Source organism: Methyloversatilis sp. NSM2 (assembly GCF_038066675.1).
GTDB classification, from domain to species: Bacteria; Pseudomonadota; Gammaproteobacteria; order Burkholderiales; family Rhodocyclaceae; genus Methyloversatilis; species Methyloversatilis discipulorum_A.
This window is the reverse complement of the sequence record NZ_JBBUKV010000001.1, coordinates 1,034,535-1,058,230: the sequence shown is the minus strand read 5'-3', so window position 1 is coordinate 1,058,230 and position 23,696 is coordinate 1,034,535. Positions and strand designations below refer to the sequence as shown.

At 67.0% G+C, this 23,696-nt stretch carries 17 protein-coding genes; 13 read left to right on the top strand and 4 right to left on the bottom strand.

Going from position 1 to position 23,696, the window contains the following annotated elements:
- Positions 1–4 precede the first annotated feature (4 nt).
- Positions 5–3,511 (bottom strand): chromosome segregation protein SMC, encoded by a 3,507-nt coding sequence (smc, locus tag WJU27_RS04710; protein WP_020164774.1) that lies wholly within the window; start codon positions 3,509–3,511, stop codon positions 5–7.
- Between the two features lie 284 nt (positions 3,512–3,795).
- The gene (locus tag WJU27_RS04705; RefSeq protein ID WP_341421291.1) at positions 3,796–4,710 is read right to left on the bottom strand and encodes a hypothetical protein; all 915 of its coding nucleotides are present in this window, start codon (positions 4,708–4,710) and stop codon (positions 3,796–3,798) included.
- A 309-nt stretch (positions 4,711–5,019) separates the two neighbouring features.
- Here WJU27_RS04705 and WJU27_RS04700 point away from each other — a divergent pair, with 309 nt between their 5' ends.
- Positions 5,020–5,931 (top strand): bifunctional GNAT family N-acetyltransferase/nucleoside diphosphate kinase regulator, encoded by a 912-nt coding sequence (locus tag WJU27_RS04700; RefSeq protein ID WP_341421290.1) that lies wholly within the window; start codon positions 5,020–5,022, stop codon positions 5,929–5,931.
- A 163-nt stretch (positions 5,932–6,094) separates the two neighbouring features.
- Here WJU27_RS04700 and WJU27_RS04695 read toward each other — a convergent pair whose 3' ends face one another.
- Positions 6,095–7,024 (bottom strand): DMT family transporter, encoded by a 930-nt coding sequence (locus WJU27_RS04695; RefSeq protein ID WP_341421289.1) that lies wholly within the window; start codon positions 7,022–7,024, stop codon positions 6,095–6,097.
- A gap of 75 nt (positions 7,025–7,099) precedes the next feature.
- Here WJU27_RS04695 and dapC point away from each other — a divergent pair, with 75 nt between their 5' ends.
- From dapC to WJU27_RS04660, 7 genes are read left to right on the top strand one after another with little or no spacing between them, the layout of a single operon-like run.
- Positions 7,100–8,314, top strand: coding sequence for a succinyldiaminopimelate transaminase (gene dapC / locus WJU27_RS04690; RefSeq protein ID WP_341421288.1), 1,215 nt, complete (start codon positions 7,100–7,102; stop codon positions 8,312–8,314).
- Between the two features lie 49 nt (positions 8,315–8,363).
- A complete protein-coding gene (gene dapD, locus WJU27_RS04685) occupies positions 8,364–9,182 on the top strand; it encodes a 2,3,4,5-tetrahydropyridine-2,6-dicarboxylate N-succinyltransferase (RefSeq protein WP_019918184.1) in 819 nt (272 codons plus the stop codon).
- Positions 9,183–9,225: 43 nt separating this feature from the next.
- Positions 9,226–10,407 carry a PilT/PilU family type 4a pilus ATPase gene (locus WJU27_RS04680; RefSeq protein WP_020164779.1) on the top strand — a complete coding sequence of 394 codons (1,182 nt, stop codon included), beginning with the start codon at positions 9,226–9,228 and terminating at the stop codon, positions 10,405–10,407.
- Positions 10,408–10,439: 32 nt separating this feature from the next.
- Positions 10,440–11,585 carry a succinyl-diaminopimelate desuccinylase gene (gene dapE, locus WJU27_RS04675; RefSeq protein ID WP_341421287.1) on the top strand — a complete coding sequence of 382 codons (1,146 nt, stop codon included), beginning with the start codon at positions 10,440–10,442 and terminating at the stop codon, positions 11,583–11,585.
- Positions 11,582–12,511 carry a 50S ribosomal protein L3 N(5)-glutamine methyltransferase gene (gene prmB / locus WJU27_RS04670; RefSeq protein ID WP_341421286.1) on the top strand — a complete coding sequence of 310 codons (930 nt, stop codon included), beginning with the start codon at positions 11,582–11,584 and terminating at the stop codon, positions 12,509–12,511. The genes dapE and prmB overlap by 4 nt, the downstream gene beginning before the upstream one ends.
- Positions 12,508–15,432, top strand: a complete 2,925-nt coding sequence (locus WJU27_RS04665; protein ID WP_341421285.1) for a PAS domain-containing sensor histidine kinase — start codon at positions 12,508–12,510, stop codon at positions 15,430–15,432. The genes prmB and WJU27_RS04665 overlap by 4 nt, the downstream gene beginning before the upstream one ends.
- A gap of 27 nt (positions 15,433–15,459) precedes the next feature.
- Positions 15,460–15,909: a response regulator gene (locus WJU27_RS04660; RefSeq protein ID WP_019918178.1), complete on the top strand. Its 450-nt coding sequence runs from the start codon at positions 15,460–15,462 to the stop codon at positions 15,907–15,909.
- Between the two features lie 256 nt (positions 15,910–16,165).
- Here the strand turns inward: WJU27_RS04660 and WJU27_RS04655 are convergent, their stop codons facing one another.
- The gene (locus WJU27_RS04655) at positions 16,166–17,812 is read right to left on the bottom strand and encodes an ABC transporter permease (protein WP_341421284.1); all 1,647 of its coding nucleotides are present in this window, start codon (positions 17,810–17,812) and stop codon (positions 16,166–16,168) included.
- A 132-nt stretch (positions 17,813–17,944) separates the two neighbouring features.
- On the opposite strand from WJU27_RS04655, the gene WJU27_RS21005 reads away from it, so the two are divergent.
- The 5 genes from WJU27_RS21005 to WJU27_RS04625 all read left to right on the top strand — a co-directional run bounded on the left by WJU27_RS21005 (position 17,945) and on the right by WJU27_RS04625 (position 23,585).
- Positions 17,945–19,042 carry an ABC transporter ATP-binding protein gene (locus WJU27_RS21005; RefSeq protein WP_425761950.1) on the top strand — a complete coding sequence of 366 codons (1,098 nt, stop codon included), beginning with the start codon at positions 17,945–17,947 and terminating at the stop codon, positions 19,040–19,042.
- Positions 19,039–19,743 (top strand): leucyl/phenylalanyl-tRNA--protein transferase, encoded by a 705-nt coding sequence (gene aat / locus WJU27_RS04640; RefSeq protein ID WP_341421283.1) that lies wholly within the window; start codon positions 19,039–19,041, stop codon positions 19,741–19,743. Before WJU27_RS21005 ends, aat begins: the two co-directional genes overlap by 4 nt.
- Before the next feature lie 25 nt (positions 19,744–19,768).
- The gene (locus WJU27_RS04635) at positions 19,769–20,521 is read left to right on the top strand and encodes an arginyltransferase (RefSeq protein WP_341421282.1); all 753 of its coding nucleotides are present in this window, start codon (positions 19,769–19,771) and stop codon (positions 20,519–20,521) included.
- A gap of 671 nt (positions 20,522–21,192) precedes the next feature.
- Positions 21,193–22,209, top strand: coding sequence for a quinone-dependent dihydroorotate dehydrogenase (locus WJU27_RS04630; RefSeq protein ID WP_341421281.1), 1,017 nt, complete (start codon positions 21,193–21,195; stop codon positions 22,207–22,209).
- Positions 22,206–23,585 (top strand): MATE family efflux transporter, encoded by a 1,380-nt coding sequence (locus WJU27_RS04625; protein WP_341421280.1) that lies wholly within the window; start codon positions 22,206–22,208, stop codon positions 23,583–23,585. The genes WJU27_RS04630 and WJU27_RS04625 overlap by 4 nt, the downstream gene beginning before the upstream one ends.
- Positions 23,586–23,696 lie beyond the last annotated feature (111 nt).

Genomic DNA, 23,696 nt, shown 5'->3' with positions numbered 1-23,696 from the left:
CCGTTCAGACGCTGAGCGCTTCGTCGCGCAGCTTCAGCGCCGCTTCCATATCGACCTCGACCACGCGCGAACAGCCGCGCTCCTGCATGGTGACGCCGACCAGCTGTTGCGCCATTTCCATCGTGATCTTGTTGTGACTGATGAACACGAACTGCGTCGAAGCGGACATGCGCTTCACCATTTCGCAGAAGCGTTCGGTATTCGTGTCGTCCAGCGGTGCATCGACCTCGTCCAGCATGCAGAACGGCGCCGGATTGAGCTGGAAGAAGGCAAACACCAGCGCCGTCGCGGTCAGCGCCTTCTCGCCACCGGACAGCAGCTGGATCGACGCATTGCGCTTGCCCGGCGGCTGCGCGAACACCTGCAGGCCAGCATCCAGAATCTCGTCGCCGGTCATGACCAGTCGGGCCTCACCGCCACCGAACAGTTCCGGGAAGATGCGGCCGAACTCGGTATTGACGCGATCATACGTCTCCTTGAGCAGGGCGCGCGTGTCGCGGTCCATGCGGCGGATGGCGTCTTCCAGCGTGGCGATGGCATCGCGCAGATCGGTCGACTGCGCATCGAGATAACCCTTGCGCTCATTCGCCTGCGCCAGCTCTTCCAGCGCGGCGAGGTTCACCGCGCCGAGTGCTGCGATTTCCCGCGTCAGGCGGCTGATTTCGGCCGTCAGTGCGCCCTCGCGCACCTTCTCTGCCTCGCCCTCGGCCAGCAGCGCATCGAGCCGGCCTTCCGGCAATTCGATCTCGCCCAGGCGCTGCGCGTACTGTTCGGCATTCAGCGCGGCCGCCTGCTGCTTCAGCTTCAGTTCGGCCAGCCGCTCGCGCGCCGGCGCCAGCAGGTGTTCGGTGTTGGCGCGCTGCGATTCGAGCTCGCGCAGCTGGGCGGCCAGCACTTCCTGCGCGTCGCGGCAGGTGGCCAGCACCTGTTCGCGCGCCCGGCGGTTGTCCAGCACCTGCTGCAGCCGGCTGTCTATGCTGCCTTCGTCGATCTGCGCGAATTCGTCGCTGCGCAGCGCGCGCTCCAGTTCGGCATTTTCGAGCTGGGTCCGGGCCACCGCGAGGTTGTTCGCCAGATCGGTCAGGCGGCTCGTGCATTCGCGCTGCGAGAAATTCGCCTCCTGCAGTTCGCGCGCCGCCGCCTGATCGGCGAAACGCGCCTCGCGCAACTGGCTGTCGGCGTTCTTCTGCGCCTCGGTCGCGGCGTCGAGCCGCATGCGCTGCACCTCGATCAGTTCGCGCGCGCGCTCGATCTCGGCGTCGGCACGTTCCAGGTGCGCGCGCTCGGTCTGCTCGGCCTGATCGACTTCGGCGCGATCGCGCGCCAGCGCCGCTTTCTGTTCGTCGAAGCGCGACACCGCCTGCGCCAGCTTGATCTGCTCGACCTGGGCGCTGTGCGCGGCCTGCGTCAGCGACTGCTGTTCGCGCCGCGCCGCGGCCTGTTCCTCGTGTGCGCCGGCCAGCGCCGCCTCGGCTTCGCGCAGCGCCTCGCGCGATTCGGCGAGCTGGGCGTCGGCGAGTTCGATCTCCTCGGCGAGACGGTCGATGTCGCGCGCGCGTTCGAGCACGCCGTGCGTACGTGCGTCCGGCGCGTACAGCGTCAGCGAGGCGCCCTGCGCGACACGGCCTTCCCGGTCCACGCGCAGGCCGCCAACACTGAAATCGAGCGACTCGACGGCGGCGACCGGGCCCAGCCACAGATCGAGCAGTGCGTCCCAGCGCGCGTCGTGGGCGCGCACGCGATGGCGCAGGCTGTCGGCGCCGACGTCCGCACGGGCATCGCTGCCGGGGAGGGCGAGCGTCAGGTTCTGCGGTGCCGCACCGGCCGCGCAGGCAGAGGCCAGCGTATCCGCCGACGCCGCCTCGAGCGCGCCCAGCCGCTCGCGCAGCACCGCTTCGACCGCCAGTTCCCAGCCGGCATCGACCTGCAGCGACTGCCAAAGCGGCTTCGCGTCCTGCAGGCCGAGGGCGGTCAGCCAGGGGGCGAGCTTGCCGTCGGTCTGCGTCTTGCGCTGCAGCTCGACCAGCGCGTCGCGACGGGCGCGCGTTTCGGTCAGCGTCCGCGTGGCTGCACGTTCGGCGTCCTGCGCGTTACGCACCTGCGCCTGTAGTTGCGGCACCGCGTTCTGCGCCGCCTGCAGACGCTGCTGCGCCGCCTCCTGCGCCATCTGCAGCGATTCGAGCTTGTCCTGTGCCTGCGCCAGCGCCTCGCGGTCTGGCTCGATCAGCTGCGCCTCGTCGTGCGCGATGCGCTCGCGCCGGCCAGCCAGCGAATTGAGCGTGCGGCCGGCGTTGGCACGGTGGGTTTCCTCGACCTTGAGCTGCTGCTCGACCGCGGCCAGTTCGCGCCGCGCAAGATTGGCCTGCTGCTCGGCTTCCTGGAAGGCGGCTTCCGCTTCGGGCAGCAGCGCGCTGGTCGTTTCGTGACGCGCTTCCGCCTGTTCGATGCGGTGCGCCGCGTGCTCAGCCAGTTCGGTCCAGCGGCCGGTGTCGGTTTCGATCGCCTCGATGCGCGCGCGCCAGTTCGCGACCTCGGCTTCGAGCTGGGCGATGCGCGCTTCAAGCTTGTGCCGGTTCTCGGCGGCGCGCTTCAGGTCGTCTTCGAGTCGACTGGCTTCGGCATTGGCGGTCAGCAGTTCGGCCTGGGCCGCGTGCACCGCCTCGGAACTGGCGAAATGTTCGGTGCGGATGCGCTCCAGCGCCGCCTCGTGGTGGCGCAGGGCCGCGGTCTCACGCTCGATGTCGTTCTCGATGCGGCCGGCTTCCAGCGTCAGCGCGTCGGCCTCGGCCGCTGCCGAACGCTGCTTCATCGCCCACAGCAGCGCCTGCCGCTCGGACAGGCGGCGGTTCATGTCGGTATAGCGGGCGGCGATCTCGGCCTGCTTCTGCAGTCGTTCGATACGCGTGCCCAGTTCGCCGACGATATCGTCCAGCCGCACCAGGTTGTCGCGCGCGTCGTCGAGCCGGCCCTGGGTTTCCTTGCGCCGCTCGCGGTACTTGGTAATGCCCGCCGCCTCTTCGAGGAAGGCGCGCAGCTCTTCCGGCCGCGCCTCGATGATGCGGGTGATCATGCCCTGCTCGATGATGGCGTAGGCGCGCGGGCCCAGGCCGGTACCGAGGAACACGTCGATCACGTCGCGCCGGCGCACGCGGGTGTTGTTGATGAAGTAATCCGACTGGCCGTCGCGTTCCAGCACCCGCTTGACCGCGATCTCGGCGTACTGCGACCACTGCCCGGCCGCCCTGCCCTGCGCGTTATCGAACACCAGTTCGACGCTGGCCCGGCCCACCGGCTTGCGCGTACCCGAGCCGTTGAAAATGACGTCGGTCATCGCGTCGCCGCGCAAGGCGGACGCGCGCGACTCGCCGAGCACCCAGCGCACCGCGTCGATGATGTTGGATTTGCCACAGCCGTTCGGCCCCACCACGCCGACCAGCTGGCCGGGCATCTGTATGGTGGTCGGATCGACGAAGGTCTTGAAACCGGCGAGTTTGAGCTTGGACAGTCGCACGGGTCGGCGGCGGGCGGGGCAGAGTCGGGCAGATGAGGCCGGGAATGGCCGGATTGGCGCGAATGATAGCATCGCCCCCCGCTCTCCGGCTTTGACCGGGTGGGCACGGCCGGGCGGCAAACGCCATGCCGCGCACATCGATACGGTCGGTCAGTCCTGCAGCAGCCGGCCGGTTTCAGCGCGTCCGTTGTGGCTCATTGCATGATCGGGCACCACACCGGGCACGACGGCGGTTTCGCGGCGGTGCTCCGGCGATCACGTCCGCGCCTGCCTTGGCGATCACATCAACAGGACGGCGCGCGCAAGCGGTAGTCGGCACAACGCGCGACGAAGTCGCGCGTGCTCTTGGGCATCGGCACCCGTGCCCGCGTGATGTCGCTCAGCAGTTCCGTGCCCTGACGGATCAGGCGCACACCCAGATCAAGATCGCGCCGTTCGGCATCCGTACAGTCCGCATCGTCCGGCACGAAGGCGAGCAGTTGTTCAGCCGACACCGCGAAGCTGGCCCAGACATCGAAGATGGACTTGTCCGTGCGCAAGGTTTCCGTCTTGATCTTGGCTGCATCGGCGAAGCTCACGACAAGGTCGAAAATCCCCTTGAAGCGCGGGCGATTGCCGAAGGTGTCGCACAGCTCGCCAGCGATCAGGTCGATATCGCGCATGGTGAGTGCGATCTTGATGTAGCGGCTTTCGTAGAACGACTCGACCGGCACCGAAAATGCCTTGAACGGCTCGCCCCACATTTCGTCGATGCCTTCTTCGCCGCTGCGATGCCGCACCGAGCGCCCGAGCTCCAGCGCTTCCTGAAGACAGCGGCCGCACTCGCGCATCAGGCCGTTGTCGCTGTCGATCTCGACGCCCGCCGCCTGCAGTTCGACCAGCCTCGTGAAAATGTCCGTCGCACGGTTGAACAGCGCCCCGGCGAGCATGCCGCCCTTGACCCGCTTGAGCGCCGGATCCTGTTCGGCATCGTAGGCGGCGCGTGCTTCGGTCAGCCGGGAGCCCGGAATGTTGATGCCGTGCTCGACATGGTTGAACAGGCGCCGGGTCAAGGCCTCGATCAGCTTCTTCTTCGCCGACAGCGAGTCAGCGGGCGGCTCATAGATCTTGATCCAGTAGCCGTAGTAATGCACCCGGTACTCGCCCGCCACCTTGCGCTTGCAGCCGAGTGGGTAGATTTCTTCGGTATCGCGTTGCATCGCTCGATCCACACGAAGGTAACGATTTCATGCTAGGCCAAAAGTCGTATCTTGTGCAGTGCAACACCTGTTACATCCGTACCAATTCACGCATTCTTGCGAACGCGTGAAAAGCGACCTTACGGCTCCCTCGCCGCGCATGACGCGACAGCACGGACATCGGTCCTTCTGCCTGAGGCAAGCTGTGCCCGCCGCGGCGCGCGAACTGGCCCGTTCGTGCCCACTGCCTTAAGATGACGCCTCAGTCGAAAGAACCGTCATGGCACTGACCATGGAAGGCTTTCATCCTTGAAATCGAATGGGGTGAAAATGAGCAAGCCTTTCATTTCTCTGTGCCCGGAGATCACCCGGGCAAATGCGCTGAATCTGATGGACTGGCTGGAGGACGAAAACGTCATCCGCTACCTGAGCGATTCGCGTCATGTCTCCCGCCACATCGAACAGGTCGTCAGCCGGGTGCAACTGCCCGTCCTGACCCATCTGTTCAACCAGGGCGGCCGCTTCTTCATGGCCTGCGACCGGGACGACCGGCCGGTGGGCTTCGTCCGCCTCGTCAAGAACGGCGCGGACTGCGAAATCGTGCTGGTCATCGGAGACCGCGAAAACTGGGGCCGCAGGCTGGGCGCCAGTGCGCTGCGCGAAGGCATGAAGCTCGCCTTCTTCGACATGCGCGCCGAGAAGCTGATCGCAAGGATTCACGCGGACAACACGCGCTCGCTGAAGGCCTTCCTGCGCTGCGGCTTCGTGCTCGAAAGCGAGACACCGATGCTGAAGTCATTCGCCATGAGCTGGGAGCGCTATCTGCAGCGCCTGCGCGAGGACACGGCCAACGATCCGTCCGGCATCTACATCACCGAGATCGACCAGAGCCGGCTGCGCACCCTGATCGCGCTGGAAGACGAGGCAGACGTGGTCGATCTGGAACACGAGATCGAACGCGCCATCGTGGTCGAGCCGCAACAGGTGAAACGGGACGTGGTCACGATGAACTCCCGTGCCGTGCTGAATCTGGACGACGAGGAAATGGAAGTGGCCCTGGTCTATCCGGAGGACGCGGACGGCAGCGACGGCAAGCTGTCGGTGTGCTCAAGCATCGGCACCGCCATCCTGGGTTATCGCGAGGGCGATGCCATCGACTGGCGAACGCCGCACCGCACCCGGCGCATCCAGATAGAGCGCGTGCTTTACCAGCCGGAGGCGGCGGGCGATTTTCACCTCTAGGAGCGCGGGCTGCCTGGCAGCGGCGGATCGAGCCGCCGCCGGGGCCGCCACGCGATCGGCGACTTAGCGCGCGTGCCGGACCGGGCCCATCAGGCGCCCGACACCCTCAGGATGCGCTTGCCAGCGATAACTGGCCCGGCTGACTCGCACCCGCTGCCGGTAATCAGCGCAGGCTGACCGGTTCGCCGCCCGGAGCCGTCTGCTCACCCGGCGCCTCCAGATGCCCCGAAAACAGGCTGGCCGCGATGATCATCGCGCCGCCTATCCACTCCTTCAGCCCCATCACCTCACCGGCCAGCCACCAGGACGAAATCGCGGCGACCACCAGTTCGAACAGGAAGAGCGCGATCGCGGCGTTGGCGCTGAGGAAGGTGATGCCGTACTGCACCACCAGGTTGACCAGCAGCAGCACGCCGCCGATCAGCGCCAGCAGCAGCCAGGTGTCGGCGCCGATGGCGGCGAACTGCTGCAGCGGGGCTTCGCCGCGCAGCCAGGCGGCGACGGGCGCGACGGCGATGACGCCGAGGAAGACGGCCATCACTTTTTGCTCGATCTCGATGTGGACGGTGCGGCGGATGAGCACGTTGGCGAGCGCGAAGCAGACGCCGGCGCCCAGGCCCATCCACTCGGCCGAGCCCTGCGGCCAGGGCAGGCCCAGTTCCGGCCGCCACAGCATGACGAAGGCGCCGGCCAGCGACAGCGCGATCACACCGGCGCCTGCCCGGCTCAGCCGTTCGCCCAGCAGCAGGCGCGACAGCAGCACGGTCCACAGCGGCGACAGGTAGAACAGCAGCAGCACGCGCATCACCACGCCGTCCAGGGTGCCCAGCACATAGCCCAGATTGGTGCCGGCCGCCGCCAGCGCCAGCGCGACCAGCCAGAAGCTGGGCCGGGTGCGGCGCAGTACCGGCCACAACGGGATCAGGCCGAACAGGAAGGCGAGACCGTAGGTGATGAAGGTGGCGGTGACGCCGCCCATGCCGGCGGCTTCTATGACGCGGTAGGGGTACCAGATGAGGCCCCAGATGACGGCGCCGGCGAGCAGCGCGACCGAGGGCAGCAGCCGTGAAGACGGCCGGCGGGAAGTGAGCATCGGGACGTATACTTATGCGTTTCCGGGCGCCGCGGTCGGCGTCACCGGCTTCAAGGACCGAAACTGCTGACTTTCATGCTGAACGACACCCTGCCCGTCACGCCCCATCTGTCTCTGCTCCAACCCTATCCCTTTGAAAGACTGAAGGAACTGACCGCCGGCGTGACCGGTCCGGCCGATCTGCCGCTGGTGCGCCTGTCGATCGGCGAGCCGCAGCATGCCACGCCTCAGCTGATCAAGGACGCGCTGACCGGTGCGCTGGACGGCCTCGCGGTCTATCCGACCACGGCCGGCATCGACGCGCTGCGCGAGTGTATCGCGGCCTGGCTGCAGCGCCGCTACGGTCTGCCTGCCGTGAATGCGGCGACCCAGGTGCTGCCGGTGAATGGTTCGCGTGAGGCGCTGTTCTCGTTCGCGCAGTGCGTGATCGACGCCAGCCGGCCGGACGCCAAGGTGCTGGCGCCCAATCCCTTCTATCAGATCTACGAAGGCGCGGCCCTGCTGGCCGGCGCCCGGATCGCCTTCTACAACCAGCTGCCGGACGACCGCTTCGCCTGCAATTTCGACCGCATCCCGGAGGCGGACTGGGCTGGCGTACAACTCGTCTACGTGTGCTCGCCGGCCAATCCCTGCGGCAAGGTGATGACGCTGGACGAGTGGCGCACGCTGTTCGAACTGGCCGACCGCCACGGCTTCGTCATCGCCTCCGACGAGTGCTATTCGGAAATCTATTTCGACGAGGCAGCCCCGCCGCTCGGCGGCCTGCAGGCCGCACAGGAGCTGGGCCGCAGCGCATTCGAGCGGCTGGTGGTGTTTTCCAGCCTGTCAAAGCGCTCCAACGTGCCGGGCCTGCGCTCCGGCTTCGTCGCCGGCGACGCCCGCCTGCTCAAGCGCTTCCTGCTCTACCGCACCTACCACGGCAGCGCGATGGGGCTGGCGGTGCAGCGCGCCAGCATCGCGGCCTGGCAGGACGAAGCGCACGTGCGCGACAACCGCGACCAGTACCGCGCCAAGTTCGACGCGGTGCAGCCGCTGATCGCCTCGGTCATGGATTCGCCGCTGCCGGACGCCAGCTTCTACCTGTGGGTGCGCACGCCGATCGACGACGCCGAATTCGCCCGCCGGCTGCTCGCCGAATATAATGTTGCGGTTTTGCCGGGCAGCTACCTTGCCCGCAACGCCCACGGCATCAACCCGGGGGCTGGCTTCGTCCGCATCGCGCTGGTGGCACCCGCCGGCGAGTGCATCGAGGCCGCCGAACGCATCGTGCAGTTCTGCCGCGCGCTCTGAGCCGCGGCGCCACTACCCTCCACACCATAAAACTTACGGGACACCCTCCATGCAGGCCGCACAGCAGATCATCGAAACCGCCTTCGAAAACCGCACCCAGTACTCGCCGACCAATGCGCCGGCCGAGGTGCGCGAAGCTATCGACTTCGTCCTCTCGCAGCTGGACAGCGGCGCACTGCGCGTCGCCGAGCGCATCGACGGCGAGTGGGTCACCCACCAGTGGATCAAGAAGGCGGTGCTGCTGTCCTTCCGCATGCAGGACAATGTCGTCATGGACGGCGCCGAAACGCGCTATTACGACAAGGTGCCGATGAAGTTCGCCGGCTACGACGAAGCGGCCTTCCGTGCCGGCGGCTTCCGCGTCGTGCCGCCGGCCACCGTGCGCCGCGGCGCCTTCATCGCGAAGAACGCGGTGCTGATGCCGTCCTACGTGAACATCGGCGCCTACGTCGGTGAGGGCACCATGGTCGACACCTGGGCCACCGTCGGTTCCTGCGCGCAGATCGGCAAGAACGTGCACCTGTCGGGCGGCGTCGGCATCGGCGGCGTGCTGGAGCCGGTGCAGGCCAACCCGACCATCATCGGCGACAACTGCTTCATCGGCGCCCGTTCCGAAGTGGTCGAAGGCGTCATCGTCGAGGACAACTGCGTCATCTCGATGGGCGTGTACATCGGCCAGAGCACCAAGATCTATGACCGCGCCACCGGTGAGGTGATGTACGGCCGGGTGCCCGAAGGTTCGGTCGTCGTGTCCGGCAACCTGCCGTCGGCCGACGGCAAGTACAGCCTGTACTGCGCGGTCATCGTGAAGCGGGTCGACGCGCAGACGCGCGCCAAGACCAGCATCAACGAACTGCTGCGCGCCTGAGCCCTTACTGATCCACTGAAGTCGCTGCCGTCGGAGGCCCGCCGTGATTCTCGACAAGCTGTTCCAGGTCATGGCGGACAAGAACGCCTCCGACATCTTCATTTCGGCCGGCGCGCCGATCGCGATCAAGATCCAGGGCACCACGGTGCCGATCAACCAGCGCGTGATGGATCCGGAAACGATCCAGCGCATGGCCTACGAAATGCTCAGCGACGAGCAGCAGCAGAAGTTCGAGAAGACGCGCGAACTGAATCTGTCCTTTGGCCGGCGCGACCTCGGCAATTTCCGGGTCAACATGTTCTGGCAGCGCGGCAGCATCGCCATGGTGGTGCGCTACATCCTCGGCGACATTCCGCCGCTCGACACGCTGGGCCTGCCGCCGGTGCTGACCGAGCTGATCATGGAGAAGCGCGGGCTCATCCTGGTCGTCGGCGCCACCGGTTCCGGCAAGTCGACGACGATGGCGGCGATGATCGACCATCGCAATGCCAACAAGTCGGGCCACATCCTGACGGTCGAGGATCCGATCGAGTACCTGTTCAAGCACAAGAAATCGATCGTGAACCAGCGCGAGATCGGCATGGACACCGAGGGCTGGGCGCCGGCGCTGAAGAACGCGATGCGCCAGGCGCCGGACTGCATCCTGATCGGCGAAATCCGCGACGTCGAAACGATGCAGGCCGCCCTCGCCTACGCGCAGACCGGCCACCTCTGCCTGGCCACGCTGCACGCCAATAACGCGCACCACGCGCTGAACCGCATCGTCAATTTCTTCCCGCTGGACAGCCGCCCGCTGCTCTTCCTCGACCTGTCGGTCACGCTGAAGGGCATCATTTCGCAGCGCCTGGTGCGCAAGCCGGACGGTCGGCGCATGCCGGCGGTCGAAGTGCTGCTGAACACCCGCTACATTTCCGAGCTGGTCGAGCGCGGCGAGGTCAACAGCGTCAAGGAAGCGATGGAGCGCAGCATGGCGCCCGGTTCGCAAACCTTCGAGCAGGACCTGTTCCGCCTTTATCGCGAGGGCGAAATCACGCTCGACGAAGCGCTGTCGAATTCCGACTCGCCGACCAATCTGTCCTGGCTGATCAACAATTCGCAGTTCGGCGTGACCGAAGCACCCAAGGTCGATGCGCCCGACCCGGAACTGCGCGACCTCGAATCGACAGAGCCGAGCGGCGCTTCATTCGCCGAGTTCTCGCTCAACCTCGACGAGGGCGGCCGCTGACCGCCCTGTCCGATCTACCCGGATTTTCCCCGATGTCAGAAGCAACCCTTGAGCTCACCCGGCAGCTCATTTCCACCCGTTCGGTCACGCCGGTCGACGGCGGCTGTCTCGAAACAATAGGTACCCGGCTTGCCGCAGCCGGATTCACGCTTGAACGCATCGACGCCGGCGGCGTATCGAATCTTTGGGCCCGCCGCGGCACCGCCGGCCCGCTGTTCTGCTTCGCCGGTCACACCGACGTGGTGCCGACCGGTCCGCTCGATCAGTGGAACAGCGACCCGTTCGAACCAGTCGTGCGCGACGGCATGCTGTACGGACGCGGTGCAGCCGACATGAAGGCCTCGCTGGCGGCCTTCGTCACGTCCACCGAACGCTTCGTCGCCCGCGTGCCCGATCACGCTGGCTCGATCGCCTTCCTGCTCACCTCCGATGAAGAAGGCGACGCCATCGACGGTACCGTCCGTGTGGTCGAGCGGCTTGCCGCGCGCGGCGAGAAGCTCGATTACTGCGTGGTCGGCGAACCCACTTCGGTGACGAAACTCGGCGACATGATCAAGAACGGCCGCCGCGGTTCGCTGTCGGGCAAGCTCACGGTCAAGGGCGTGCAGGGACATATCGCCTATCCGCATCTGGCGAAGAACCCGATCCACATGTTCGGCCCGGCGCTGGCTGAACTCGCTGCCATCTGCTGGGACGAGGGCAACGAATACTTCCCGCCGACCAGCTGGCAGATTTCCAACATCAAGGGCGGCACCGGCGCGACCAACGTCATTCCGGGCACGCTGGAAGTGCTGTTCAACTTCCGCTTCTCGACCGCCAGCACGCCGGAATCGCTGAAAGCGCGGCTGATTGACGTACTCGACCGGCACGGCGTCGAGCACGACATCGTCTGGACACTGGGCGGCAAGCCCTACCTCACGCCGCGCGGCACGCTGGTCGATGCGGCAGAAGCTGCCATCCGCGACGTCACCGGGCTGACCACCGAACTGTCGACCACCGGTGGCACTTCCGACGGTCGCTTCATCGCCGACATCTGCGCCCAGGTGGTCGAGATCGGCCCGAGCAACGCCACCATCCACAAACTGAATGAATGCGTGGCGGTAGCCGATATCGAGCCGCTGTCGCGCATCTACGAAAACCTGCTCGACCGGCTGCTCGGTCAAGGAAACACAGCATGAAGCTCAAGACCAGCGACAAGGCACCCGCGAAGAAAACGGTGCCGCCGGAAGAACTGATGTCGGTGCGCGACTGGGTGCGCTACATGGTGAGCCGCATGGGCGCTGCCGAAGTCGCCTTCGGCCAGGGTTTCGTCGATGCCTGGGACGAAGCCGTCTATCTGGTGCTGCACACGCTGCACCTGCCGCTGGACCGTCTGGAGCCCTTCCTCGACGCCGCGCTGACGGTGGACGAATGCGAGCGCCTGATGCGCGTGACCGAACGCCGCTGCGAAGAACGCGAGCCGGCCGCCTACATCACCGGCGAGGCCTGGCTCGGCCCCTTCCGCTTCCGCGTCGATCCGCGCGTCATCATTCCGCGCTCGCACATCTTCGAACTGATGCAGGACGGCTTCGCGCCGTGGCTGGACGATATGGGCGAACCGGAGCGCATTCTCGACCTGTGCACCGGTTCCGGCTGCCTGGCGATCGCTGCCGCGCACTTCTTCCAGGACGCGCGGGTCGATGCCGTCGATCTGTCGGCCGACGCGCTCAAGGTGGCCCAGCTCAACATCCACGACCACGCGCTGCGCGACCGCGTCGAAGTGCTGCACGGCGACCTGTTCGAACCGGTGGCCGACCGTCGCTACGACCTCATCATTTCCAATCCGCCCTACGTAACCGAAGCGGCCATGGCCGCGCTGCCGGACGAATTCCGTCGCGAACCGGAGATGGCGCTCGGCGCCGGTGCCGACGGCATGGACATCGTGCGCCGCATCGTCGCCGAAGCGGGCCGCCACCTGAACCCGGGCGGTCTGCTGCTGGTCGAGGTCGGTCGCAACCAGGCCGAAACCGAAGCCGCGCTGCCCGACCTGCCGCTGGTCTGGCTCGACACCGACTCGGCCACTGCTCCCGTATTCCTGCTGCGGGCAGAAGATCTGGAGCAATGAGCGGCATCGAAGCGCCTCCGGCCGACGCCACACCGCATCGCCGTTCGCACCGCCTGTCCGCTACGAGCTGGCAGGCGATCGCGCTTGGCTTTTTCGTGCTGATGATTTCGCTCGGCCTGGCCAGCCTGTCGGCACGCGGCGATCTGCGGGCCGTTCACGCGGAACTTACGCACACGCTGATGGCGCCACTGCAGGCGCGGCAGACGCCCGAACTGCGCCGCATCCTTTCGGAGGCGCACGACCGCGGCCTGCTGACGGAAGCCAGCCTGCGCGACGCGAAGGGCGAACTGCTGGTCGATCTGCCGCCCTCAGTCACCGACGACAGCGCGCTCATGCTGCGCGCCGAGGGCAGTCTGCGCGTCGACGACGTGCTCGTCGGTACGCTGACGATCGCCGCCGCGCGCGACACCGGGCTGCCGGTGCTGCTGACCACACTGCTGCCGGCCTGCGCGCTGGCCGTCTTCTGCGTGCTGGTCGCGTGGGGCGCCCGGACCGCCGAGCGGCGACGCGTCGCCGCTGCCATCGGTCCGGTCGAGACGGCGGCGACGGCGCTGGTGCGCGGCGAACCGGTGGGGCGTGTCGCACTGCCAGCCGGGCATCCGCTCAGCAAGCTCGCGCAGGCGCTGGAGGCGGCCTGCTCGGCGCTCGAACAGCGCCGTCGCGACGCCGTCGCCGAAGCCGAACGTCTGGCGCGGGTGGCCAGCGCGCACGACGAAGCGCAGTGGGAATGGAATCTGCAGACCGGTCAGATCTGGTACAGCGATCGCTTCCCCGACCTGCTCGGCTACGGCGGCGACGCCTCGTTCGCGCAGCAGTTCAACTGGGGCGCTGCCACCCACCCGGACGATGCCGGCACCGTCCGGCGCGCGCGCGAACGGCTGTTCGGGCGCGAAATGACGCACAGCGACGACCAGATCCGGCTGCGCGTGCGCGACGGCACCTACCGCTGGTTCCGGCTGCGCGCGAGCGCCCATCACGATGCCGTCGGCAAGCCGCTCTACGTGTCCGGCACGATAGAGGACGTGACACGCGAGCGGATGACGCTGGACGCGCTGCGCGAAAGCGAGGCGCGGCTGTTCCACGCGGTGCGCGGTTCCTTCGACGGCGCCTGGGACTGGGACATCGGCGCCGGCCGCTACTTCCTGTCGCCGCGACTGAGCGAAATCCTCGGCCTGCCGCAGTCCATGCAACCGCAGACGCACGAGCAGTTGCTCGAACGCGTGCACCCGGACGACCTGTCGCGGCTTCAGCACGCGATCGACGAGCACTTCCTGCGGCGAGAATCGTTCGACATCGAGTACCGCATGCGGCACGAGGACGGTCACTACCTTTGGGTGCGCGACCGCGGTCTGGCGACGCGCAACACGGTGGGCAAGGTGCTGCGTTTCTCCGGTTCGATCACCGACATCACCGAGCGCAAGCTGGCCGAACAGGCGGTGCGCACGCTGGTAACCGAAAAGCAGGCGCTGCTCGACGACGTGCCGGTAGCCATCGTCTATGTGCGCGACGACCGCATCGCCGACTGCAACCGGCGCTGTCAGGAAATCTTCGGCCACGACCGCCGGGCGCTGATCGGGCAGACGATGGAACCCTTCTTCCGCGACGAGATGGAGCTGTCGCGCCTGCTCGAAGGCGCTGCGCGCGTGAAGCCGCAGCCTTACGCCCAGGAGACGACACTGCAGCGGCGCGACGGCAGTCCGCTGCACGCCTACGTTTCGGTGCGTCAGCTGGCCAGCGACGCCGGCGAAGCGGGCGAAACGATCTGGATCTTCTCCGACGACACCGCCCGTCGCCGTGCGCTCGACACCGCACGCCGCGAGGAGAACTTCTCGGCAGCGCTGGTGCGCAGCATGCCCGGCGCCTTCTTCCTGCTCGACGCACGCGGCGCGCTGCGTCGCTGGAACGAGAACCTGCAGGCGGTCACCGGTCACCGCGCCCTTGATCTGATCGGCAAGCCGGCGCTCGACCTCTTCCCGCCCGAATTCCACCCGCTGCTGCGGCGTCAGGCCCGGCGCGCCCTGACACACCGCGAAGCCACCTTCGAAGCCGACCTGCTGTCGGCGAGCGGCGAACATCTGGCGCACGCCTTCAGCCTGTATCGCATCGACCTGGATGGTCTGCCGCACCTGCTCGGCACCGGTCTGGACATCCGTGCGCAGAAGGACGCCGAACGCAGCGTCCTGGCGCTGAACCAGCAGCTGGAAACGCGCGTGCGCGAGCGCACGGCCGAACTGGTCACCGCGATGCGCGAACTGGAAAGCTTCAGTTACTCGGTATCGCACGATCTGGCGGCACCGCTGCGCGGCATCGACGGTTTCTCGCGAATGATCGAGGAGGATTACGCCGACCGACTCGACGAACGCGGCCGCGACTACCTGCAGCGCATCCGCGCCGGCACGCAGCGCATGCACCGGCTGATCGACGACCTGCTCGGCCTCGCCCGCATCACGCGCAACGAAATGAACCGGCAGGTTGTGGATCTCAGCGCGATGGCCTCGGAACTGGTCGCCGACCTGGCCCGGACCGAGCCCGAGCGCAGGGCAGAATTCCTCATCCAGCCGTCGATGCGCGTGTATGCTGACGCCAACCTCTTGCGCATCGCGATCGACAATCTGTTGCGCAATGCATGGAAGTTCACCAGCCGCCACGACGCCGCCCGCATCGAAATCGGCTGCTTGCAGCATGGTCGAGAGCTCGTGTATTTTGTGAAGGACGACGGCGCGGGCTTTGACATGCGATACGCAACAAAGCTCTTCGGCCCCTTCCAGCGACTCCACTCGGTCGGTGAGTTTTCAGGCAGCGGCATCGGTCTGGCCATCGTTCACCGCATCGTGCAGAGGCACGGCGGGCGGATCTGGGCCGAGGCCGAGGTGGAACGCGGAGCAAGTTTCTTCTTCACGCTGGAACCCGCATCGCAGTGATGCGGGTGACCTGGACAGGCTGGTTTTATGGCAAGCGAACGCCCGATACTGCTGGTTGAAGACAATCCCGACGACGAGGCGCTGACGCTTCGAGCCTTTCACAAGAACCGCATCGCCAACGAAGTCGTCGTGGCCCGCGACGGCGTTGAAGCGCTCGACTATCTCTTCGGCACCGGCCACCACGCTGGCCGCGATCTTTCCGTCGCGCCGGCGGTCATCCTGCTCGACCTGAAGCTGCCGCGCGTAGACGGCCTGGAAGTGCTGCGCCGCGTCCGTGCCGACGCGCGTACCAATCTGCTGCCGGTCGTCATCCTGACGACCTCGCGTGAACAGCAGGACATCTACGAGGCCTACCAGCTCGGCGCCAACAGCTATATCCGCAAGCCGGTGGATTTCGAGAAGTTCATCTACGCGGTTGGTCAGCTCGGTCTGTACTGGCTGGTGCTGAACGAACCGGTCGATCCGCCCACGAACTGAGCGCGCCAGGATTCTGTGGGAGGGGTCTTCTGACCCCGACAGCGGCCGTGAGTGATCAAAGCGTGCGACATGCACAGGCCGTGTCGCGGCCAAGGCCGCTCCCACAGGAACGATGCGCTAGATCCACGACTTGTACCTGAGCCGGGGTTCTGTGGGAGGGGTGTTCTGACCCCGACAGCAACCTGTATCGAAGCCTGCGGGCAGCAGCGGTCGCGTCGCGGTCAGAAGAGCGCTCCCACAGGGGTGTTACGCCTGCTCAATTCCGCCGCGATCGTGCGATCTGTCTAGACAGCGCGATCAGCGGCAGCAGGCCAACCGCGACGATGGCGAGCGCGGCGGTCGATGCTTCCTGCAATCTTTCGTCGCTGGCCAGCGTGTAGGCCTGAGTGGCCAGCGTGTCGAAGTTGAAGGGCCGCATCACCAGCGTCGCCGGCAACTCCTTCATCACGTCGACGAATACCAGCAGCGATGCGGTCAGCAGGCTGCCACGCAGCATCGGCCAGTGCACGCGGCGCAGGGTTGCACCGACGCCGAGGCCGAGACTGCGCGCCGCTTCGTCCATGCTGGGCGTAATGCGCGCCAGGCCCGACTCGACCGACTGCAGCGACACCGTCAGGAAGCGCGCCAGATACGCATACACCAGCGCGGCGATGCCGCCGGTCAGCACCAGCCCGGGGTTGCTGCCGGTCCATTGCTGCCACAGCCCGGACAGCAGGTGATCGAGGCGGGTGACCGGAATCAGGATGCCGACCGCGATCACCGCGCCCGGTACCGCGTAGCCCAGACCGACGGCCGAGCGTGCCAGCGCCACCAGGCGCGAGCGGCTGGAACGCACCGCGTAGGCGAGCAACAACGCAAGCGCCACCGCACAGACGCTGGCGACGGCGGCCAGCGTGAAGCTGTTGATCGCCAGCCCGACGAAACGCTCGCCGAACTGCGCATCGCCCTCGGAAAACGCCCATTTCAGCAACACGGCGCCCGGCACGATGAAACCCGCGGCCAGCGGCAGTACGCAGGCGACGGTAACGCCCCAGCCGGCGGCGGGTGGCAGCGTATGACGGCGCGCACTGCCGCCGGCCCGACCGCTGTCATGAAAGCGTGCGCCGCCACGGCTCAGCCGTTCGGCCAGCAGCAACATGGCGACGAAACCGAGCAGCAGTGCGGCCAGCTGGGCGGCGGCAACGCGGTCGCCGAGCGAGAACCAGGCGCGGTAGATGCCGGTGGTGAAGGTCTGCACGCCGAAATAGCTCACCGCACCGTAATCGGCCAGCGTTTCCATCAGCGCCAGCGACACGCCGGCGGCAATCGCCGGCCGCGCCAGCGGCAGCGTGACGCGGAAGAAGGCTTCCCATGCGCCCTGCCCCAGCATGCGCGCCGCCTCGTTCAGCCCGGCGGCGCGTTCGATCAGCGACTGCCGCGTCAGCAGATACACATAGGGATAGAGCACGGCGATGAACATGCAGGCGGCGCCGCCGACGGTGCGCACGTCCGGAAACCAGTAGTCGCCGCGCTCCCAGCCGAAGGTGTCGCGCAAGGCCGTCTGCACCGGGCCGACGAACTGCAGCAGGTCGGTGTAGGTATAGGCCATCACGTAGGCCGGCGTCGCCAGCGGCAACACCATGGCCCATTCCAGCACGCGGCGGCCGGGGAACTCCCACATCACGGTGGCCCAGGCCGTCGATACGCCGATCACTGCGGTGCCCAGCCCGACCCAAAGGCACAGCCACAGCGTGCTGGCGACGTAGTCCGGCAGCACGGTCGACGCCAGGTGCGCCCAGGTGTCTGCGGTGCCGCCACTGAACAGGTTGAACAGCACCGACAGCACCGGCGCAGCCACCAGCAGCGCCAGCAGCAGAGCGATCAGCGACAGGGGATGAAGACGGCGGGCAGACAAGTGGGGCATGCCGGCTGTCCCGGCTTGAGTTATCGGTGGCCGTTACGCTCACGCAGCGGCAAGCGCATTATAATTGAGAGCGATTATCGATCTTGATCCGGATCACCTTTTTGTACCGCCTCCTCCGCCACACTTCGGTCCATGTCACAGTTGCTGCTTGAATCCGTGCGCATCGCGTACGGCACCACCGAAGTGGTCCGCGACCTGTCGCTGCGTCTCGAACGCGGCCAGATCGGCTGCCTGCTCGGCCCTTCGGGCTGCGGCAAGACGACGGTGCTGCGTGCCATCGCCGGCTTCGAGCGGCTGCGCGAGGGACACATCGACATCAACGGTGTCACGGTGTCGTCCAGCCGCCAGCACCTGGCGCCGGAACAGCGGCGCGTCGGCATGGTATTCCAGGACTTCGCACTGTTCCCGCATCTGAGCGTCGCCGACAACGTCGCCTTCGGCCTGCGCAGCGGTTCGCGTGACGAAAAGCGGGGGCGCGCCAACGAAATGCTGGCAGTGGTCGGGCTGACCGATCACGCCGACAAATACCCGCACCAGCTGTCGGGCGGCCAGCAGCAGCGCGTGGCGCTGGCCCGCGCGCTGGCACCGGACCCTGAACTGCTGCTGCTCGACGAGCCCTTCTCCAGCCTCGACGTCGAACTGCGCACCCGGCTGGCCACCGAACTGCGCGACATCCTGAAGGCGCGCGGCATCACCGCCATCCTGGTCACGCACGACCAGCAGGAAGCCTTCGCCATCGCCGACGAGATCGGCGTCATGCAGGGCGGCCGGCTGCTGCAGTGGGACAGCGCGTACAACCTCTATCACAAACCGGAAAGCCGCTTCGTCGCCGATTTCGTCGGTCAGGGCGTGTTTCTGCCCGGCACGCTGCGTGGCGACCACGAGGTGGAAATGGAACTGGGCGTGCTGCGCAGCGAGTTTCCCTTCCGCTGCGACGACGGCTGTCCGCACTGCGCCGCCGACAACCGGGTCGACGTGCTGCTGCGTCCGGACGACGTGGTGCACGACGACGCCGCGCCGCTGCGCGCCGAAGTGCTGTGCAAGTCCTTCCGCGGCGCCGAGTTCCTGTACACGCTGCGGCTCGGCTCTGGCCGCCGCGTGCTGTCGCTGGTGCCGTCGCACCACAACCACGCGATCGGCGAATTCATCGGCATCCGTCTCGATGCCGACCACGTGGTGGCCTTCCGCCACCCCGAGACCGCAGCCGAACCGCTGTCCAGCGCGGCGTGATTCCCTGGCTGGAACCCGGCGACCCGTTTCCGCCGGTCGATATGGCGCTGCGTGACCCGGACGGGTTGCTGGCGGCCGGTCTCGAACTGACGCCGCAGCGCATCCTCGACGCCTACCGGCAAGGCATCTTCCCGTGGTTCTCCGAGGGTCAGCCGGTGCTGTGGTGGAGCCCGGACCCGCGCATGGTGCTGGTACCGTCCGAGATCCGCGTCACGCCGTCGATGCGCAAGGTACTGCGCAACCGGCCTTACGAAGTCCGCTGCGACACCGCCTTCGAAGCGGTCATGCGCGCCTGTGCCGAACCGCGCGAGGGCCAGGCCGGCACCTGGATCAGCGACCACATGATCGCCGCCTACGGCGCCCTGCACATGCAGGGCTGGGCGCACAGCGTGGAAACCTGGGTCGATGGCGAACTTGCGGGCGGCCTCTACGGTCTGGCGCTGGGGAAGATGTTCTACGGCGAATCGATGTTCTCGCGCGCCCGCGACACCTCGAAGATTGCGCTGGTGCATCTCGCACGCTATCTTGAATCGCAGGGCTATGCGCTGATCGACTGCCAGATGAACACCGCGCACCTGGCGTCCATGGGCGGACGTGAAATTGCACGCAGCGAATTCTGCCGCGTGCTGTCACAGTCGGTGCAGTCGGCCCATCCGCGGCGCTGGCGGCCCGACGAAATACCGGCTTATTTCAGACCCTGAAACGGACACCGATTCCGCTGACGCGATGGCGCTGCTCAAGGACCTGCCTTTCACCACGCTGCAGTTCTATGCAACGGCACCCTATGCCTGCTCCTACCTGCAGGGCCGCACTGCGCGCTCGCAGGTCGCCACGCCGTCCAACCTGATCGACGCCCGGCTCTACAGCGATCTGGTGCGCGCCGGTTTTCGTCGCAGCGGCGTGTTCACCTACCGCCCCTATTGCGACGCCTGCCGCGCCTGCACGCCGGTCCGCCTGCCGGTCAACCGTTTCACCGCCTCGCGCACGCAGCGTCGCTCTGAAAAAAGACACGAGAACCTGGTCGCCCGCGAGGCGCCGCTGTCCTTCCGCGAGGAGCATTACGCGCTGTACCAGCGCTACCAGTCGAGCCGTCACAGCGGCGGTGGCATGGACCAGGACTCGCGCGAACAGTATTCGCACTTCCTGCTGCAGAGCCATGTCGATACGCGGCTGATCGAATTCCGCGAAGGCAGCGAGCCGGACGCTCCGCTGCGCATCGTCAGCATCATCGACATCCTCGACGACGGCCTGTCGTCGGTCTACACCTATTACGACCCCGACGTCGAAGGCGCCAGCTATGGCACCTACAACATCCTGTGGCAGGTCAGCCTGGCGCGCCTGCTCGGCCTGCCATACGTCTACCTGGGCTACTGGATACGCGACAGCGCCAAGATGGCCTACAAGGCCCGCTTCCGCCCACTCGAAGGCCGCATCGACAGCGTCTGGCGCGAACTGAACGACGGCGACCTGGGGCTTTAGCGCCTCCCTTGTGGCGACCTGCGGTCGCGATGCGGCTTCGGCAGACCGTCAGCTTCGATTGAGGCCGCAATCGCGAGCAAGCTCGCTCCCACAAGCCCCCGGCTCCGGCCAACGTCAGGGAGTGCTTTCGTGGGAGCGACCTCTGGTCGCGATGCGGCTTCGGCAGACCGTCAGCTTCGATTGAGGCCGCAATCGCGAGCAAGCTCGCTCCAACAAGACCCCGGCTCCGGCCGACGTCAGGGAGTGCTTTTGTGGGAGCGACCTCTGGTCGCGATGCGGCTTCAGCAGACCGTCAGCTTCGATTGAGGCCACAATCTCGAGCAAGCTCGCTCCCACAAGACCCCAGCTCCGGCCGACGTCAGGGAGTGCTTTCGTGGGAGCGACCTCTGGTCGCGATGCGGCTTCAGCAGGCCGCCGGCTTCGATCGAGGTCACAATCGCGAGCAAGCTCGCTCCCACAAGACCCCGGCTCCGGCCGACGTCAGGGAGTGCTTTCGTGGGAGCGACCTCTGGTCGCGATGCGGCTTCAGCAGACCGCCGTCGATGTCAGAAGCCCTTTCCACGCAACCCTGGCTCTTGCCACCGCCCCCGCTGGTTGCCTGCCCCCGCCGCCGGGCCGATAATCCGCGCCTTTGCGTCGCACCGCTGCGACCTGCAACCCGGATTCCACCCATGCTCTACCCGCTGCTGCGCCCGCTGCTGTTTTCGCTCGACGCCGAACGTGCCCATGACCTGACGCTGGGCACGCTGGCAAAACATCCGGGGCTGGTGCCATTGCAACGCATCGCAGCCGATCCGGTGCGCTGCATGGGTCTGGACTTTCCGAACCGGGTCGGCCTTGCCGCCGGTCTCGACAAGAACGGCGCCGCGATCGACGGGCTGGCGCGACTCGGTTTCGGTTTCATCGAAATCGGCACCATCACGCCGCGCCCGCAGCCGGGCAATCCGAAGCCGCGCATGTTCCGGCTGCCGGCAGCGCAGGGCATCATCAACCGCATGGGTTTCAACAACCTGGGCCTGGATGCGCTGATCGACAACGTGAAGCGCTCGCGCTGGGTGCGCGAGGGCGGCATTCTCGGCATCAATATCGGCAAGAACGCCGACACGCCGATCGAACGCGCGACCGACGACTACCTGATCGGACTGCGTGGCGCCCACCCCTACGCGCGCTACATCACGGTCAACATTTCCAGCCCGAACACGAAGAACCTGCGCCAGCTGCAAGGTGCGGATGAACTGAACCAGCTGCTGGGCGCACTCGACGCCGAGCGGCAGAAGCTGGACGCCGCCGCCGGCCGCACCGTGCCGATCGCACTGAAGATCGCGCCCGACCTGGACGCCGAGCAGATCGACGCGATCGCCGAGGCGACGGTGCGCCACCACATCGATGCGCTGATCGCGACCAATACGACGCTGTCGCGCACCGGTGTCGAGAACCTGCCGCACGGCGGCGAAGCCGGCGGTCTGTCGGGCGCGCCGGTGCGCGAGAAATCGACCGCCGTGCTGCGCTCACTGGCGCAGAAGCTCGACGGCAAGGTCGCGCTGATCGGCGTTGGCGGCATCACCGAAGGTCGTCACGCGAAGGACAAGATCGACGCCGGCGCGCAGCTGGTGCAGCTGTACAGCGGCCTGATCTACCGTGGCCCGGCGCTGGTCGCCGACGCTGCGCGCGCTCTGGCGGAATCGTGACCGCCGACGCCCGCCGCGGCACCGCTGCGGGCATCTTCGCGCTGGCCGCACCGATGCTGGTGTCGCAGCTGGCGAGCATAGGCACCAATGTCGCCGACACGCTGATCGCCGGCCATCACGCGACCGCCGATCTGGCCGCCGTCGCGGTCGGTGGCGGCCTGTTCATTTCGGTGGTGATCGCGCTGATCGGCATCCTGTATGCCGCAGCGCCCATCATCGCGCACCACGTCGGCGCCGGCCGGCGCGAGGACATCGCACCTGCCTTCCAGCAGGCGGTGTGGATGGCGCTGTTCCTGTCCGTTCCCGGTGCCTTGCTGCTCGCCCTGCCCGACCCGCTGCTCGCGCTGTCGCAGCTCGATCCGGTGGTCGAGGCAAAAACGCGCGACTACCTGCTCGCCCTCGCCTTTGCCGTGCCTGGCGCACTGCTGTTCCGCGCCTTCCAGGCGCTGATGAACGGTATCGGCCAGCCGCGGCCGGTGATGCTGATCATGCTGGCCTGCCTCGCGGTGCATGTGCCGCTGGCGTGGGCACTCACCACCGGCGCGTTCGGCCCGCCGCTGGGTGCCCTCGGCTGCGGGCTGTCCACGCTGGTGGTGAACTGGCTGTCGGTGGTCTGCGCACTGCTGTGGCTCAAGCACTCGCCGCAGCTGCGCGCGCTGCGCCCCTTTCACGACTGGCAGGCGCCCAGGGCCTGGGCGCAGCGCGAAATGCTGCGGCTGGGCGGACCGATGGGCGTATCGAATTTCGTCGAGATCACCAGCTTCACGCTGATCGCGCTGTTCGTCGCCCGGCTCGGCGCCGACGTGGTCGCCGGACACCGCGTGATCGCCAACATCAACGGCGTCTGCTTCATGCTGCCGCTGGCGCTGGGCAGCGGCACGCTGGTGCTGGTCGGTCAGGCAGCCGGCGCACACGACTGGCTGCGCGCCCGCCACACCGCACTGACCGGCCTGGCGATGGCCAGCGTGCTCGCGGTATTCGTCGGCCTGCTGCTGTGGCTGTCGCGCGAGTCGGTGCTGGCCTTCTACAGCAAGGACCCGGCGGTGCTGGGCGTCGCCCGCAGTCTGCTGCCCTATGTCGCGCTGTTCGTGCTGATCGATGCCGCGCACACGCTGGCTTCGTTCGCGCTGCGCGGCTACAAGGTGACGGTGGCACCGATGATCGTGCACACCGTCTGCTTCTGGGGTGTCGGGCTGGGCAGCGGCTACGTACTCGCCTTTCACGGCCTGCCTGGGGCTGGCATCGCGCTGATCGCGCAGCCCATGGGTGCGGCCGGTTTCTGGCTGGCGACGCTGCTGTCGACCGTGCTGGCGGGCGTGATGATCGGCGTCATCCTGCTGCGGGTAATACGGCGACATCCGCGCGCCATCGCATGATTGCTGCGCGGCAACAGCAATCGGGACGTTTTCCCGACGGTGCACCGGACGCGGCAATTGAAGTAAAGTCCGCGGCTGCCCCGCCCGGAACAGAACAAACCATTCATCCGG

Bases quoted from the DNA above. Each gene is read 5' to 3' on its own strand.
- WJU27_RS04705 (WP_341421291.1), bottom strand. From the start codon at position 4,710: ATGCAACGCGATACCGAAGAAATCTACCCACTCGGCTGCAAGCGCAAG.
- WJU27_RS04700 (WP_341421290.1), top strand. From the start codon at position 5,020: ATGAGCAAGCCTTTCATTTCTCTGTGCCCGGAGATCACCCGGGCAAAT.
- WJU27_RS04695 (WP_341421289.1), bottom strand. From the start codon at position 7,024: ATGCTCACTTCCCGCCGGCCGTCTTCACGGCTGCTGCCCTCGGTCGCG.
- dapC (WP_341421288.1), top strand. From the start codon at position 7,100: ATGCTGAACGACACCCTGCCCGTCACGCCCCATCTGTCTCTGCTCCAA.
- dapD (WP_019918184.1), top strand. From the start codon at position 8,364: ATGCAGGCCGCACAGCAGATCATCGAAACCGCCTTCGAAAACCGCACC.
- dapE (WP_341421287.1), top strand. From the start codon at position 10,440: ATGTCAGAAGCAACCCTTGAGCTCACCCGGCAGCTCATTTCCACCCGT.
- prmB (WP_341421286.1), top strand. From the start codon at position 11,582: ATGAAGCTCAAGACCAGCGACAAGGCACCCGCGAAGAAAACGGTGCCG.
- WJU27_RS04665 (WP_341421285.1), top strand. From the start codon at position 12,508: ATGAGCGGCATCGAAGCGCCTCCGGCCGACGCCACACCGCATCGCCGT.
- WJU27_RS04660 (WP_019918178.1), top strand. From the start codon at position 15,460: ATGGCAAGCGAACGCCCGATACTGCTGGTTGAAGACAATCCCGACGAC.
- WJU27_RS04655 (WP_341421284.1), bottom strand. From the start codon at position 17,812: ATGCCCCACTTGTCTGCCCGCCGTCTTCATCCCCTGTCGCTGATCGCT.
- WJU27_RS21005 (WP_425761950.1), top strand. From the start codon at position 17,945: ATGTCACAGTTGCTGCTTGAATCCGTGCGCATCGCGTACGGCACCACC.
- WJU27_RS04635 (WP_341421282.1), top strand. From the start codon at position 19,769: ATGGCGCTGCTCAAGGACCTGCCTTTCACCACGCTGCAGTTCTATGCA.
- WJU27_RS04630 (WP_341421281.1), top strand. From the start codon at position 21,193: ATGCTCTACCCGCTGCTGCGCCCGCTGCTGTTTTCGCTCGACGCCGAA.